This window comes from Saccharopolyspora flava (assembly GCF_900116135.1).
In the GTDB taxonomy this organism is placed as follows: Bacteria; Actinomycetota; Actinomycetes; order Mycobacteriales; family Pseudonocardiaceae; genus Saccharopolyspora; species Saccharopolyspora flava.
The window spans coordinates 312,741-326,964 of sequence record NZ_FOZX01000007.1 but is presented as its reverse complement, the minus strand read 5'-3'; the positions used below and the strand labels follow the sequence as shown (position 1 = coordinate 326,964).

General features: G+C 70.2%; 11 protein-coding genes and 1 pseudogene. 3 read left to right on the top strand and 9 right to left on the bottom strand.

Annotation, left to right across the window (positions count from 1 at the left end):
- The coding region (locus BM424_RS20770; RefSeq protein WP_139274116.1) for an AMP-binding enzyme at positions 1 to 729 on the top strand (729 nt) is incomplete at its 5' end.
- Between the two features lie 51 nt (positions 730 to 780).
- Here the strand turns inward: BM424_RS20770 and BM424_RS20765 are convergent.
- The 6 genes from BM424_RS20765 to BM424_RS20740 all read right to left on the bottom strand — a co-directional run bounded on the left by BM424_RS20765 (position 781) and on the right by BM424_RS20740 (position 9,175).
- Positions 781 to 1,980 carry an MFS transporter gene (locus BM424_RS20765; protein WP_175548193.1) on the bottom strand — a complete coding sequence of 400 codons (1,200 nt, stop codon included), beginning with the start codon at positions 1,978 to 1,980 and terminating at the stop codon, positions 781 to 783.
- Positions 1,981 to 2,012: 32 nt separating this feature from the next.
- Entirely contained in the window at positions 2,013 to 3,902 is a 1,890-nt protein-coding gene (locus BM424_RS20760) for an FAD-binding monooxygenase (protein WP_093420647.1), read from the bottom strand.
- Between the two features lie 105 nt (positions 3,903 to 4,007).
- On the bottom strand, positions 4,008 to 5,063 hold the full coding sequence (gene hpaD / locus BM424_RS20755) for a 3,4-dihydroxyphenylacetate 2,3-dioxygenase (RefSeq protein ID WP_093420645.1): 1,056 nt from the start codon (positions 5,061 to 5,063) through the stop codon (positions 4,008 to 4,010).
- 30 nt (positions 5,064 to 5,093) lie between these two features.
- On the bottom strand, positions 5,094 to 6,581 hold the full coding sequence (hpaE, locus tag BM424_RS20750) for a 5-carboxymethyl-2-hydroxymuconate semialdehyde dehydrogenase (RefSeq protein WP_093420643.1): 1,488 nt from the start codon (positions 6,579 to 6,581) through the stop codon (positions 5,094 to 5,096).
- A gap of 4 nt (positions 6,582 to 6,585) precedes the next feature.
- Positions 6,586 to 7,539: a 4-hydroxy-tetrahydrodipicolinate synthase gene (gene dapA / locus BM424_RS20745; protein WP_093420640.1), complete on the bottom strand. Its 954-nt coding sequence runs from the start codon at positions 7,537 to 7,539 to the stop codon at positions 6,586 to 6,588.
- Positions 7,540 to 7,681: 142 nt separating this feature from the next.
- Positions 7,682 to 9,175, bottom strand: coding sequence for a fumarylacetoacetate hydrolase family protein (locus BM424_RS20740; RefSeq protein WP_093420638.1), 1,494 nt, complete (start codon positions 9,173 to 9,175; stop codon positions 7,682 to 7,684).
- Between the two features lie 115 nt (positions 9,176 to 9,290).
- Here BM424_RS20740 and BM424_RS20735 point away from each other — a divergent pair, with 115 nt between their 5' ends.
- On the top strand, positions 9,291 to 9,959 hold the full coding sequence (locus tag BM424_RS20735) for a GntR family transcriptional regulator (protein ID WP_093420635.1): 669 nt from the start codon (positions 9,291 to 9,293) through the stop codon (positions 9,957 to 9,959).
- A 203-nt stretch (positions 9,960 to 10,162) separates the two neighbouring features.
- Here the strand turns inward: BM424_RS20735 and BM424_RS20730 are convergent, their stop codons facing one another.
- Positions 10,163 to 11,407 carry a cytochrome P450 gene (locus tag BM424_RS20730; RefSeq protein ID WP_093420633.1) on the bottom strand — a complete coding sequence of 415 codons (1,245 nt, stop codon included), beginning with the start codon at positions 11,405 to 11,407 and terminating at the stop codon, positions 10,163 to 10,165.
- 52 nt (positions 11,408 to 11,459) lie between these two features.
- Between BM424_RS20730 and BM424_RS20725 the strand changes: the two genes are divergently transcribed.
- A complete protein-coding gene (locus tag BM424_RS20725; RefSeq protein ID WP_093420630.1) occupies positions 11,460 to 12,062 on the top strand; it encodes a TetR/AcrR family transcriptional regulator in 603 nt (200 codons plus the stop codon).
- A 4-nt stretch (positions 12,063 to 12,066) separates the two neighbouring features.
- Here BM424_RS20725 and BM424_RS20720 read toward each other — a convergent pair.
- A pseudogene (locus tag BM424_RS20720) lies at positions 12,067 to 13,142 on the bottom strand (tartrate dehydrogenase).
- 122 nt (positions 13,143 to 13,264) lie between these two features.
- Positions 13,265 to 14,218: an aldo/keto reductase gene (locus BM424_RS20715; protein WP_093420628.1), complete on the bottom strand. Its 954-nt coding sequence runs from the start codon at positions 14,216 to 14,218 to the stop codon at positions 13,265 to 13,267.
- Positions 14,219 to 14,224 lie beyond the last annotated feature (6 nt).

Sequence of the window (14,224 nt, the reverse complement as noted above, 5' to 3'; positions counted from 1 at the left end):
CCCATCGTCGACACCTGGTGGCAAACCGAAACCGGCGCCATCATGATCTCCCCCCTGCCCGGCGTCACCGCCACCAAACCGGGCTCGGCCCAGACCCCGCTGCCCGGTGTCTCGGCCAAGGTCGTCGACGAGCAGGGCGAGGAAGTCGACAGCGGATTGCTGGTCCTGGACAAGCCGTGGCCCTCCATGCTGCGCGGCATCTGGGGCGATCCGGAGCGGTTCAAGGACACCTACTGGTCGCGGTTCGCCGACCAGGGCTTCTACTTCGCTGGCGACGGGGCGAAGCACGACGCCGACGGCGATCTCTGGCTGCTCGGGCGGGTGGACGACGTGATGAACGTGTCGGGGCACCGGATCTCGACGGCCGAGGTCGAGTCCGCGCTGGTGTCGCACCCGAACGTCGCCGAGGCGGCAGTGGTGGGCGCCAGCGACCCGACCACGGGACAGGGCATCGTCGCGTTCGTGATCCTGCGCGGCAGCGCCGGGGATGGGGCAGGTGGCGAGGCGGCGCTCGCCGAGCTGCGCAACCACGTCTCGTCGGAGATCGGACCGATCGCCAAGCCCCGGCAGATCATGGTCGTCCCGGAGCTGCCCAAGACCCGCTCCGGCAAGATCATGCGCCGCCTGCTCCGCGACGTCGCCGAGAACCGGGAAGTCGGCGACGTCACCACCCTGGCCGACTCCTCGGTCATGGACCTCATCTCCCGAGGCCTCAACACGGCTTCCTGACCCCGCCACGCACGGGTGGCCGAGCGGAAAAACCGCCCGGCCACCCGTGTTCTAGCTCCGCACCAACCCGCGCAACCGGGGAGCCGCGAGCAGGGTGATGGCCGCGACGAGCACCGCCGCGCCCATCAGGACCGCGCGCAGCGAGGTGGCTTCGGCCAGCGGTCCTGCCAGGGCGGCGCCGAGGGGCATCAGGCCCCAGGCCAGCACGCGGTGGGCGCTGGTGACGCGTCCCATGAGCGGGCGGGGCGTCAGGCGCTGGCGGTTGGCCGCCGACAGGACGTTCCAGGCGCCCGCGCCGAGTCCCATGACGAGGTAGGCCAGCCATGCCGCCCACTGCGCGGTTCCGACGGCCAGGGTCGCGATCCCCGCCGCCAGCACAATCAGGGCGGTGATCATGACCGGTCCGCTCCCCCACCGCTGGGACGCGCGGGACGCGAGCGGTGCGGCGGCGAGCGTGCCGACGGCGGTACAGACGAGGAGCGTGGGCACCGACGCCGCGGGCAGGTGCAGCGATTCGATCGCGTGCAGGAAGGCGACGGCGTTGACCCCGCTGGTGACCAGCGCGGTCAGCCCGACCACGCCCACCACGGTCCGCAGCGAGGGCTGGTGCACGAGGAACCGCAACCCTTCGAACACCTCCGTGCGCAGATCGGTCGGTTCGCGCGGAACCGGTCCGTGGGCGGTCACCGCCGAGGCCAGGATCGCCGCGGCGGCGAAGGCGAAACCCACTGCCAGGAAGCAGAATTCCGGCCGCCAGGCGAACAGCCCGGCCGCAGCCAGGGGACCCGCGATCTCGACACCCGTGGTCTCGGTGCTGACCACGCGCCCGTTGGCCCGCTCCAGGTCCGTCCCGGCGAGGGTGACCAGCAGCGTCTGGCCCGCCGAGTCGGAGAACGTCTCCGCGCTGCTGAGCAGGAACGCGCATCCGGCCAGCACCGCCACCCCGGCGGCACCGGCCGCGATCAGCGCGGCCAGCGCCGGGGTGAGCGCGGCCCGCATCACGAGGCTGCCGATCAGCACCGCGCGCGGCGGCCAGCGATCCACCAGGGCCCCGGCGGGCAGGGCCACCAGCAGCCACGGCAGGACGGAGGCGACCGCCACCACCGACACGGACACGGGATCGCGCGTGCTCACGGCGGTGAACAGCGGCAACGCCGCCGTGAGCACCCCGTCGCCGACCGAGGACGCGCCCCAGGCCGCCAGCAGTCGTCGGAACGAGTCGGTGCGCACTCCCGCGTCTGGAATCCCCACGACGGCCGACCCTGGCAGACCGAACGGTGCGTTCAGACCGCCACTCGGCTGGAGGCGCCCATGATCCGGTCGAAGAACGCCGCCAGCTCGTCGGTGTCCTCCAGCGGCAGCACGTGGGAGACGTAGTGGTCGGGGCGGACGACGACGAGGGCGCCGTCGCGGTCGATGCCGCGGGCGTCGAAGACGTCGTCAGCCGGGTCGGTGGCGTAGACCTTCTCGTAGTCGACGCACTGGTACGGGCCGACCTTCGGCAGGAAGGCGCGCGGGACCGAGCCGAGGTCGAACTCGGCGTGGTCCTGCTGGTAGATCACCTTCACGTCGAACCAGGCGTCCACGTCGAGTCCCTCGGGCGTGTGGGCCACCACCGGCGACTGCGGCGAGGTGATGATCCACTCGGCGAAATCAGCTGTCCGAGAAGGACTTCCGGGAGCGGGTCGGTCGGCGAAGACGTAGATCCGCCAGCGGCCGTCGGCCCGGTGGTGGTGTCCGAGGTGCACCGGGTTCGCGTCGCACACCCGGATGACCGGGTGGGACTTGAAGCGCTTGCCGATCGGGAACCCGGAAGCCCGGCCCTGGTGCGCGGTCTCGCCGGTGATCAGCGACGGCTCGTAGCGCGTCATCAGCCCGGCCGGGAACTCGGCGGTCTTGACGTAGAAGTCCGCCAGGGCCGTCGGATCGCCCAGTTCCTCCGGTTTGGCGGCCATCATGCTCGACCACTCGCGGTCGAAGTCGATCAGGTTCTGGGCGATGACCTGCCGCTCGGCCGAGTAGGTGTCCAGCAGCGACTCCGGGGCGCGGCCGTCGAGGACGTGCCCCAGCTTCCAGGCGATGTTCCAGCCGTCCTGGATGGACACGTTCATGCCCTGGCCGGCCTTGGCGCTGTGGGTGTGGCAGGCGTCGCCGGTGATGAACACCCGCGGCGTGCGGGTGCCCACCAGCTCGGCCGGGACGTCGTCGAACTTGTCGGCCAGCCGGTGCCCGACCTCGTAGACGCTGCGCCAGCCCACGTGCTTCACGGTCAGCGTGTAGGGGTGCAGGATGCGGTTGGCGCGGGCCTCCACCTCCTCCTGCGTGGTCTCGCGGACCTTGCCGTGGTCGTCGGCGGAGACCTCGCCGAGGTCGACGTACATCCGGAACAGGTGGTTGCCCTCGCGCGGGATGTGCAGGATGCTGCCGCCGTCGTGGGACTGGATGGCGCACTTGGTGCGGATGTCGGGGAAGTCGGTCTCGGCCAGCACGTCCATCACGCCCCAGGCGTGATTGGCCTGGTCGCCGACCAGTTCCCGGCCGATCGCCTCGCGCACCCGGCTGCGCGCCCCGTCGCAGCCGATCACGTACTTCGCGCGAACGGTCCGCTGCTCGCCCTCGCGCCGCAGCGCGACGGCGACCGGGTGCTCGCCCCGCTCGGCGACGTCGAGGGTGACGAACTCCCAGCCGTAGTCCGGTTCCAGGCGGGCGGGCGCGTTGCGGGCGGCCTCGGCGAAGTAGTCGAGCACCCGGGCCTGGTTGACGATCAGGTGCGGGAACTCGCTGATCCCCGTCGGGTCGTCGGGGGCGCGGGAGGTCCGGACGATGTTCTCCGGGTGCTCGGGATCGGGCCCCCAGAAGCACATCTCGGTGATCCGGTAGGCCTCCTCGATGATCCGGTTGGCGAACCCGAACGCCTGGAAGGTCTCCACGCTGCGCGCCTGGATGCCGTCGGCCTGCCCGATCTCCAGCCGCCCGCCGCGGCGTTCGACCACGCGGGTGACGATGTTCGGGAACTGGGCGAGCTGCGCGGCGGCGATCATGCCGGCGGGGCCGCTGCCCACGATGAGCACGTCGACCTCGTCGGGGAGCTCCGCCGGGCGGTCGATGCCGGTCCCGGCGGCCGGTTGGACGCGGGGATCACCGGAGACGTAGCCGTGGTGGTGGAACTGCACGATTGCTCCTCACGTCATCGTGAGCTCTGCAGTGGACGGTTTTAGCCATAATTGACCGAACAAAACGGACTTCGATCATGGACAGTTTTGGCTAAAACCGTCACCTCAGAGCGAAGACCCCAACTTGAAGCCCTGCTCCTCGTCTCCCTTGCGGGTGTAGGAGAAGCCGTCGGCCCCGACGGTGACGGCCATTTCGCTGCTGTCGGTGCGCTCCTCGAGCGGCTGCGGGTTGCCGTCGAGGTCCAGGACCGGGGAGGCCTCGGTGTACCAGGACGGCACCACCGGGTTGCCCCACCAGTCGCGGCGCTGGTTGTCGTGGACGTCCCAGGTCACCGTCGGGTTGTCCGGGTCGCCGGTGTAGTAGTCCTGGGTGTAGATCTCCACCCGGTGCCCGTCGGGGTCGCGGATGTAGAGGTAGAAGGCGTTGGACACGCCGTGCCTGCCGGGCCCGCGCTCGATGACGTCCGACATGCGCAGGGCGCCGAGCTTGTCGCAGATCGACAGCACGTTGTGCTTCTCGTGCGTGGCGAAGGCGATGTGGTGCAGCCGGGGTCCGTCACCCCCGGTCAGGGCGGTGTCGTGCACGGTGTCCTTGCGCCGCAGCCACGCCGCGTAGGTGGTGCCCTCGTCGTCGCAGATGTCCTCGGTGACCCGGAAACCCAAGTCCTCCAGGTATTCCCGGCCCTTGGGCACGTCGGGGGTGACCTGGTTGAAGTGATCCAGCCGCACCAGCGCGCCCGGGGTGTGGAGGTCGTAGCGCCACGCCAGCCGCTCGACGTGCTCGACCTCGTAGAAGAACTCGTACGGGAAGCCGAGCGGGTCGGTCACCCGGACGGAATCCCCGATGCCCTTGACGAAGCCCTCCTTGCGGCGTTCGGTGCGGCAGCCGCGCGCGGCGAACCACTCCTCGGCCCGGTCGACGTCCTCGGGCGTGCGCACCCGGTAGGCGAAGGCCGCCGCCGCGGCCACCGGCCCCTTGCGCAGGACGAGGTTGTGGTGGATGAACTCCTCGAGGGTCCGCAGGTGGATCGTCTCGTCGTCCTCCTCGGTGACGACCAGACCGAGCACGTCGACGTAGAACTCCCGCGCCCTGGCCAGGTCGGTGACGACCAGGTCCAGGTAGGCGCAGCGCACGATGTCCGGAGGGGTGGTGGCACTCATCGTTGAGAGCTCCTTCGCATGCGTGGGGCGTCAGGCACCGAACTTCGGGGTGTGCACGGGGGCCAGCGAGATGTGCATCGCCTGCTGGTCGGAGTAGAAGTCCAGCGACCGGTACCCGCCCTCGTGGCCCAGGCCGGAGGCCTTGACACCGCCGAACGGGGTGCGCAGGTCGCGGACGTTGTGCGAGTTCAGCCAGACCATGCCGGCGTCGATGCGCTGCCCGACGTTGTGCGCGCGTTCCAGGTTCGAGGTCCACACGTACGCCGCGAGCCCGTACTTGACGTCGTTGGCCAGCCGCACGGCCTCCTCGTCGCTGTCGAACGGGGTGATCGCCACGACCGGGCCGAAGATCTCCTCCTGGAAGATCCGCGCCGTGGGCGGCACGTCGATGAACACCGTGGGCTGCACGTAGTTGCCCGATTCCAGGCCCTCGGGCCGCCCGCCCCCGGCGGCGAGGGTCGCCTCGGTCTTGCCGATCTCGATGTACTCGGTGACCTTCGCGTGGTGCTCCGGGTGCACCAGCGCGCCGACCTCGGTGGCCGGGTCGTGCGGGTCGCCGACCTTGACGTTCTTCGCGCGCTCGACGTAACGGCGCACGAACTCGTCGTAGATCGGCCGCTCCACCAGGATTCGGCTGCCCGCGGTGCAGCGCTCGCCGTTGAGCGAGAACACCCCGAACACCGTCGAGTCGATCGCCGCGTCCAAGTCGGCGTCGGCGAACACCACGGCCGGGCTCTTGCCGCCGAGCTCCATCGACAGGCCCTTGAGCGTCGGCGCGGCGTTGGCGAAGATCAGGCTGCCGGTGGCGGATTCGCCGGTGAACGAGATCAGCCGCACGTCGCGGTGCTTGACCAGCGCGTCCCCGGCTTCCTCGCCGATGCCGTTGACGATGTTGAACACCCCGTCGGGCACTCCGGCCTCGCGGAAGATCTCCGGCCACAGCCCCGCCGACAGCGGCGTGAACTCGGCCGGCTTGAGCACCACCGTGCACCCGGAGGCCAAGGCGGGGGCCAACTTCCAGCTCTCCAGCATGAACGGCGTGTTCCACGGCGTGATCAGCCCGGCCACGCCCTTGGGCTTGCGGTTGACGTAGTTGACCTGCTTGCCGGGCACCTTGTAGGTGTCATCGGCCTGGGCGACGATGAGGTCGGCGAAGAACCGGAAGTTCTCGGCCGCCCGCTTCGCCTGCCCGAGCGCCTGGGTGATCGGCAGGCCGGTGTCGAAGGTCTCCAGCTCGGCCAGCCGCTCGTTGCGGGTCTCGACGATGTCGGCGATCCGGTTGAGGATCCGGGCTCGCTCGCGCGGCAGCATCCCCGGCCACGGCCCCTCGTCGAAGGCCTTCTTGGCGACCGCGACCGCCCGGTCGATGTCGGCCTGCTTGCCCGCCGAGGCCTCCAGGTAGTTCTGGTTGGACACCGGGTCGAGGACTTCGAAGGTGTCGCCGTCGAGGCTGTCGACGAACTCGCCGCCGATGTAGTGCTGGATGCGCTTGGGCAGGTTCTCCGGAACGTGCTGCATGAGTTCAGTTCCCTCCAGAGATCGTGTCGGTGTCCTCGACCGGCGATAGGTGCTCGGCGCCCTCGGCCAGCAGCGCGCGGATCTTGTCCTTGCCGGCGTCGGTCGGCGTGATCAGCGGCGGCCGCACGTGCCCGGAACGGATCAGGCCGCGCTCGGAGAGCACCCACTTGACCGGTGCCGGGTTGGTCTCCACGAAGATCAGGTCGACCAGCGGGTGCAGGCCGTAGTGGATGTCGAGCGCCTCGTCCATCCGCCCGGCGTGGAACGCCTCGTACATCCTCTTCGTGGCCGCGGGCGCGATGTTGGCGGTGGCGCTGACGAACCCGGTGCCGCCGAGCGCCAGCAGCGGCAGGCACAGCAGCTCGATCCCGGACCACACCAGCAGGTCCCGGCCCGCCGCCTTGATGACGCGGGAGAAGTGCTCGAAGTCCTTGGTGGTCTCCTTGATGCCCACGAAGTTCGGCACGTCCCGGTGCAGCCGGGCGACCGTCTCCGGGGCGATCTCCACCGCGGTCCGGCTCGGCACGTTATAGGCGATGATCGGCAGGTCCGGGTACTCCTCGGCCACCGTCTTGTACCAGACGTAGAGCGCATCCTGGGTGGGCCGCGCGTAGTAGGGCGTGATGATCAGCGCCGCGTCCACGCCCGCGTCGTGCGCGGCGCCGGTGAGCGCGATCGTCTCGTCGAGCTTCGCCGAGCCGGTGCCCGGCACGACCGGGGCGCGGCCGTCGACGGTCTTGACCACGGTGCGGATGGCCTCGGCCCGCTCGTCGACGGTCTGCGCGCTGGGCTCCCCGGTGGAGCCGCCGATCGAGACCCCGTCGGAGCCCTGCTTGAGCTGCCAGTTCACCAGATTCGCCAGGGACGCGTGGTCCACCGCGCCGTCGTCGGTGAACGGCGTGATCACCGGCGCGATCGATCCGGTCAACGCCTCGGGGCGAGTACGCCAGTTGCTCATCGTCGCTGTACCGCCTCTCCGCGATTTTCAGTGGTGGTCCCGCCTCGAGGAATCCCTGCGGTCGCCGAGGTTTCTTGTGGCTGAGTCGCGTCACGTTCCCCTGAGGTGCGGTTGAGTGGAACTGCAGTTGGTGCACCGTGGTTCATTGAGACCCTTCCTCGGCTCGCTCGGCTTCGTAGCGGCGGCGCCATTCGCCGGACAGCGGGTAGAGCCCGTCGACCGCCGCGCCTTCGGCGACGCGGGCGGCGATCCACTCCTCCTCGGCCTCCTGCTCGATCGCGGCGTCGAGGATCTGATCGAGCAGCGGCGGCGGGATGACCAGCACCCCGTCGTCGTCGCCGACGATGACGTCGCCCGGCTGCACGGTGGCTCCGCCGCAGGCCACGGTGATGTCGTTGTCCCAGGGCACGTGCTTGCGGCCGAGCACCGCCGGGTGCGGGCCGTTCGAGAACGTCGGGATCTCCAGCTCGGCGACGGCGCTGTAATCGCGCACTCCCCCGTCGGTGACGATGCCGGTGGCGCCCTGGACCTGCGCGCGCAGCGCGAGGATGTCGCCGACGGTGCCGCTGCCACGCTCGCCGCGCGCCTCGACGACCAGCACGTCACCGGGCCCGAGGGAGTCGAAGGTGCGCTTCTGCGCGTTGTACCCGCCGCCGTGGCTGCGGAACAGGTCCTCGCGGCCGGGCACGAACCGCAGCGTGCGGGCGCGGCCGATGAGCTTGCTGCCCGGCTTGTTGGTGCGCACGCCGTCGATGGACAGCTCGTTGTAGCCGTGCTTGCGCAGCTGCGCCGACAGCGTCGCGACCGCGACCTTCTCCAGCTTGGCCCGGATCTCGTCGGTGAGCTCGAACGGTTCCGGGAGTCCCGCCGCCTCGCGGCTGCCCCAGGCCTCGGCGCGCTGGTGGTCGTCGACGGCCGGCTGCGCGCTGAACTCCGGCAGCGGCTCGGCACCTTCGGTGACTCTCGTGCGTAGCCGGCCGGTGCTGCGTCCGCTGCCGGGCTCGTCCACCTCGACCTCGACCACGTCACCGGGCCCGACCACCGAGGATCCCGCCGGGGTGCCGGTGAGCACGACGTCGCCGGGTTCGAGGGTGATCAGCTGGGAGAGGTCCGAGACGAGCTCGGCGAACGGGAACACCACGGTGCCCGAGCTGTCGTCCTGGACCTGCTCGCCGTTGACCCAGGTCCGCACCCGCAGTCCCGCCGGGTCGAGCTCGGCGGCCGGGAGCAGTTCGGGGCCCAGCGGGGTGAACCCGTCGCCGCCCTTGGAACGAAGGTTGGAGCCCTTGTCGGCGGCGCGCAGGTCGTAGACGCCGAGGTCGTTGGCGGCGGTGACGGCCGAGACGTGCGCCCAGGCGTCCTCCCGGGACACCCGCCGCGCGGTGCGCCCGATGACCAGCGCGATCTCGCCCTCGAACGCCAGCAGCTCGACTCCCGGCGGGCGCTCCACGCTGCCGCCGTCGGCGGCCAGCGAGGTGACGGGCTTGAGGAAGTAGGACGGCTTGGCGGGCGCACGTCCCCGCTGGGCGATGCGGGACGGGTAGTTGAGGTGCAGCGCGATGACCTTGCCCGGCCGCCCGACGAGCGGGTGGTGTGCGAGGCCGTCAGCCGGAGAACGAACGGCATCGGTCGTCATGACGCAGGATCGTATATGATGCCGTATGCGATCACAACGGGATGACCACCGCGCTTCGCCGGAGCAGATCACCCGTCCGGCAGAATGAGCCGCCACGTCACCGAAACGGGGAACCATGACCAGCGACGCACCGGCCGCCACCAGCAAGTCCCAGCAGGCTTACGAGTGGCTCCGCGACCGGATCGTCTCGCACCGCTTCACCCCCGGCTACCGGCTCGTGCTCAGCCAGCTCGCCGCCGAGCTGGGCGTGAGCACCGTGCCGGTCCGCGAGGCCATCCGCAGGCTGGAGGCCGAGGGGCTGGTCACCTACGAGAAGAACGTCGGAGCGCAGGTCGCCCTGGTCGACGAGGACGAGTACGTGACCACGATGCAGACCCTCGCGGTCGTCGAGGGCGCCGCGACGGGTTTCTCCGCACCCCTGCTCACCGCGGCCGATCTGGCCAAGGCGCGCGCCATCAACGGCCGGATGCGCGACACCCTCGAGCACTTCGACCCGCGCCGGTTCACCGAGCTCAACGAGGAGTTCCACTCGGCGCTGTTCCTGCACTGCCCCAACGCCCACCTCATCGACCTGGTGCACCGCGGCTGGGGCCGGCTGCGGATGCTGCGCAACTCCACCTTCAGCTTCGTCCCCGGCCGCGCGGTCCAGTCCGTAGCCGAGCACGACGCCCTGATCGACCTCATCGAATCCGGCGCCGACCCCCTCGACATCGAGCTCGCCGCCCGCCGCCACCGCACAGCCACCCTCGACGCCTTCCTCGCCTACCAGCACTCCCAGGGCTGAAACCCGGAGTCTTCGACGGGTCAGGTGAGGTGCGTTCGTGGGCAGGGGACAGTTTTAGTGAAAACTGTCCGGACATTTCAGACACCACACCCCGACAGTTTTCACTAAAACTGTCCCCTGGTGAGCAACGAACCCCACCGGACCACGCGCCCCGTCCCGACGCGCCGGAGGCGTCGGAGGGGCGCGAGGAACGTTCCGCTGGGTCAGGCGTACTGGACGGGGAGGTCTTTGATGCCGTTGAGCCAGCCTGAGCGGAGGCGTTGGGGTTCTCCCGTGCGGTGCAGGTCGGGGGCCATGTCGGCGACGGCGTCGAAGATCTGGCGGACTTCCATGCGGGCGAGGTTGGCGCCGATGCAGTAGTGGGCGCCGTGGCCGCCGAAGGCCAAGTGCGGGTTGGGGTCTCGGGTGATGTCGAAGGTGAACGGGTCGGTGAAGACCTCGTCGTCGTGGTTGGCGCTGGCGTAGAACAACCCCACGCGCTGACCGCGCTTGATCTCCACGCCGCCCACCTCGACGTCCTCCAAGGCGGTGCGCTGGAAGGAGGTGACCGGGGTGGCCCAGCGGATCACCTCGTCCATCATCGTCGCCGGGCGCTCCCGCTTCCACAGCTCCCACTGCTCGGGGTGCTCGAAGAAGGCGTTCATGCCGTGCGAGGTGGCGTTGCGGGTGGTCTCGTTGCCCGCGACGGCCAGGGCGATGACGAAGAAGCCGAACTCGTCGTCGGTGAGCCCGCGCCCGTCGACGTCGGCGTTGACGAGCTTGGTGACGATGTCGTCGCGCGGGTTCTCGCGCCGCTCGGCGGCCAGACCCATCGAGTACATGAGCACTTCGGCGGCCGCGGCCACGGGATCGTTGTCCTCGCGGGCCAGGTCCGGGTCTTCGGCGCCGGTCATCTGGTTGGTCCAGTCGAAGATCTTGCGGCGGTCCTCGGCGGGGATGCCGAGCATGTCGCCGATGACCTCCAGCGGGAACTGCGAGGCGATCTGGTCGACGAAGTTGCCGCCACCGGTGTCGACGGCCTCGCGGACGATCCGGCGCGCCCGCTCCTCCAGCGCCTCCTCCAGAGCACCGATGGCGCGCGGGGTGAAACCCCGGCTGATGATCTTGCGGAGCTGGGTGTGCTCGGGAGCGTCCTGGTTGATGATGACGACCTTGGACGGTTCCACCGATTCGCGGGTGGCGGTCTCCGGGTTGCGGATGATCACGGCGTTCTCGTGGCTGCTGAACACCTTGGTGTTGCGGGAGACCGCGGCGACGTCGGCGTGCTTGGTCAGGGCCCAGTAGCCGGTGCCGGACTCCTCCGACATGCCGGCGCGCGCCTCCGGCGTCTGCTCGACCCAGCAGATCGGCGCGGTCCGGCGCAGGGCGGCGAACTCTTCGTGCGGGATTCCGGCGAGGTTGAGGTCGGGGTCGGTGAAGTCGAAACCTGAGGGCAGCGGATTCGCCATACCCCAGGACCATACAGATTTTGAAAAGTGTATGGAATGGGATACTGCAGGTATGCGCGCGCACGGATGGGCCGGTTCGCCCCCGGCCGACGCCTCGGAGGCGCGTTCCCGGATCCTCACCGCGACCCGGGAACGCCTGGCCGAGGCGGGCACGACCAGCACCGCCGAGGTCGCCGAGCGGGTCGGCATCACCCGCCAGACCGTGTACCGCTACTTCCCCACCACCGAGGGGCTGCTCAACGCGGCGGCGAACCAGGCCGTCGCGGACCTGACCGCCGATCTGGTCGAGCACGTGCGCACCCACCTGGCCGCCACCGGCGGTGACGCGGGCGATGCCGCCGTCGAGGTCGTGGCCTACGTCTTCGAGCACCTGCGCGACGACCCGGCGCTCAACCGACTGCTGGCGCCCGGCCGGATGAGCGGCACCGTCGCGAACCTGACCTCCTCGGCCTCGATCGAGATCGGCCGCGACCTCATCACCGAGTTCGGCATCGACTGGGAGGCCCGGGGCTGGGACTCCCGGCAGCGGCGCGAACTCGTCGAGCACCTGCTGCGCACGCTGCAATCGCTGGTCCTCGACCCCGGCGACCCGCCCCGGTCGGGCCCGGAACTGCGCGCCTACCTGCAGCGCTGGCTCGCCCCGGCGCTGCGCTGATCGTTCAGAGGTGGGCCAGGACCGACTCGACGACCTGGCCGGTCCTGGCGGTGCCGCCGACGTCGGGGGTGAGCAGACCCGCGGCGGTGGTCGCCTCGATGGCCTCGCGAACCCGGGTGGCCTCGTCGGCGAGCCCGAAGTGGTCGAGCATGAGCGCGGCGCTGCCGATCGCACCGATCGGGTTGGCCAGGCCCTGACCTGCGATGTCGGGGGCCGAGCCGTGGACCGGCTCGAACATCGACGGGAACCGGCGGTCCGGGTTGAGGTTCGCGCTCGCCGCCAGGCCGAGACTGCCCGCCAGGGCGGAGCCGAGGTCGGAGAGGATGTCGGCGTTGAGGTTCGAGGCCACCACGACCGACAGGTCTTCGGGGTGCAGCACGAACTTCGCCGACATCGCGTCGACCAGCACGCTCTCGGTCTCCACGTCCGGGTAGTCGGCGGCCACCCGCTGGAAGACCTCGTCCCACAGCACCATCCCGTACTGCTGGGCGTTGCTCTTGGTGACCGAGGAGACCTTCTTGCGGTCGCGCTGCCGGGCGAGGTCGAAGGCGAAGCGCATGATGCGCTCGCAGCCCTTCTCGGTGAACAGCGAGGTCTGCAGCGCCATCTCGTTGCCGGGCCCGCGACCGGCGAGGTTGCGCCCGCCCAGGCCCGCGTACTCGCCCTCGCTGTTCTCGCGCACCACGACCCAGTCCAGCGGGGTGTCGTCGGCCTTGCGCAGCGGCGAGGTGATGCCCGGGTGGAAGTGCACGGGACGCACGTTGGCCCACTGGTCGAAGTTTGGCAGATCCGCAGCCGCAGCCCCCACAGGCTGATGTGGTCGGGCACCGACGGCCAGCCGACGGCCCCGAAGTACAGGGCGTCGAAGTCCCGCAGCGTCTCCAGCCCGTCCTCGGCCATCATGCGGCCGGTCTTCTCGTAATACCCGCAGCCCCAGGGGAATTCGGTCCACTCGAAGGCAAACCGCCCGCCCGAGCCGGCCGCCAGCGCGTCCAGCACGGCCCGCCCGGCGGCCACGACCTCGGTGCCCACGCCGTCGGCGGGGATGGCGGCGATGGAGAAGGTGCGCTGCTCGGACATCGGGTCCCTCCCTGCGGCGGCCGGGTGCTCTCCCCCGAGTCAAGCCGTGCGGACACCGCGGGTCCAGAACGGGTGGTGGGCCGGGCGGCGCCGGTCGACACCGCCCGGCCGACCGCCCCGGATCACGGGACGCGGTGACCTGCGGCCTGGAGGAGCCCGTACCACTCCGAGCGGGTCAGGTGGATGTCCGATCCGGCCGCGGCGTCGGTGACGCGCTGCGGGGTGGTGGTACCCAAAACGACCTGCATTCCCGCCGGGTGGCGGGTGATCCAGGCCGTGGCGATGGCCATCGGCGTGACCCCGTACTTGGCCGCGAGCTTGTCCAGCATCGCGTTGAGGTCCGGGTACTCCGCGTCACCGAGGAACACCCCGCCCTGCCCGCCGCCCTTCTGGAACGGCGACCACGCCTGCAGCGTGATCCGGTTGATGCGCGAGTACTCGACGAGGCCACCGCCGTCGCGGGTCACCGCGTCGTCCTCGGCCATGTTCGCCGCCACGCCCTGGGCGACGATCGTCGAGTGCGTCACCGACAGCTGCACCTGGTTGGTCACGATGGGCTGGCGCACGGCGGTCTTGAGCAGGTCGATCTGGCGCGGCGTGTAGTTGGAGACACCGAAACCGCGCACCTTGCCGGAGGATTCGAGCTCGTCGAAGGCCCGCGCCACCTCCTCCGGCTCGATCAGCGCGTCGGGGCGGTGCAGCAGCAGCACGTCGATGCGGTCGGTGCCCAGCGCGCGCAGCGACTCCTCCACCGACGACACGATGTGCTCGTAGGAGGAGTCGTAGTGCCAGTGCTCGCCGTCGACGATGCTGGTCTTGGTCTGCAGCGTGATCTCGTCCCGGTCCGCGCTGCTCAGGCCCAGGGCCTCGCTGAAGCGGCGTTCGCAGAAGTGCGTGCCGCCACCCGGGTGCCGGAACCCGTAGAGGTCGGCGTGGTCGAAGAAGTCGATGCCGGCCTCGCGGGCGGTGGTGTAGAGCTCGCGGATCTGCTCATCGGTCTTGTCGGCGATCCGCATCATCCCGGCGACGACGTTCGGGACCTGGGTGCCGGTCGTTCCGAGCGGAACCGTGCGCATGGGTTT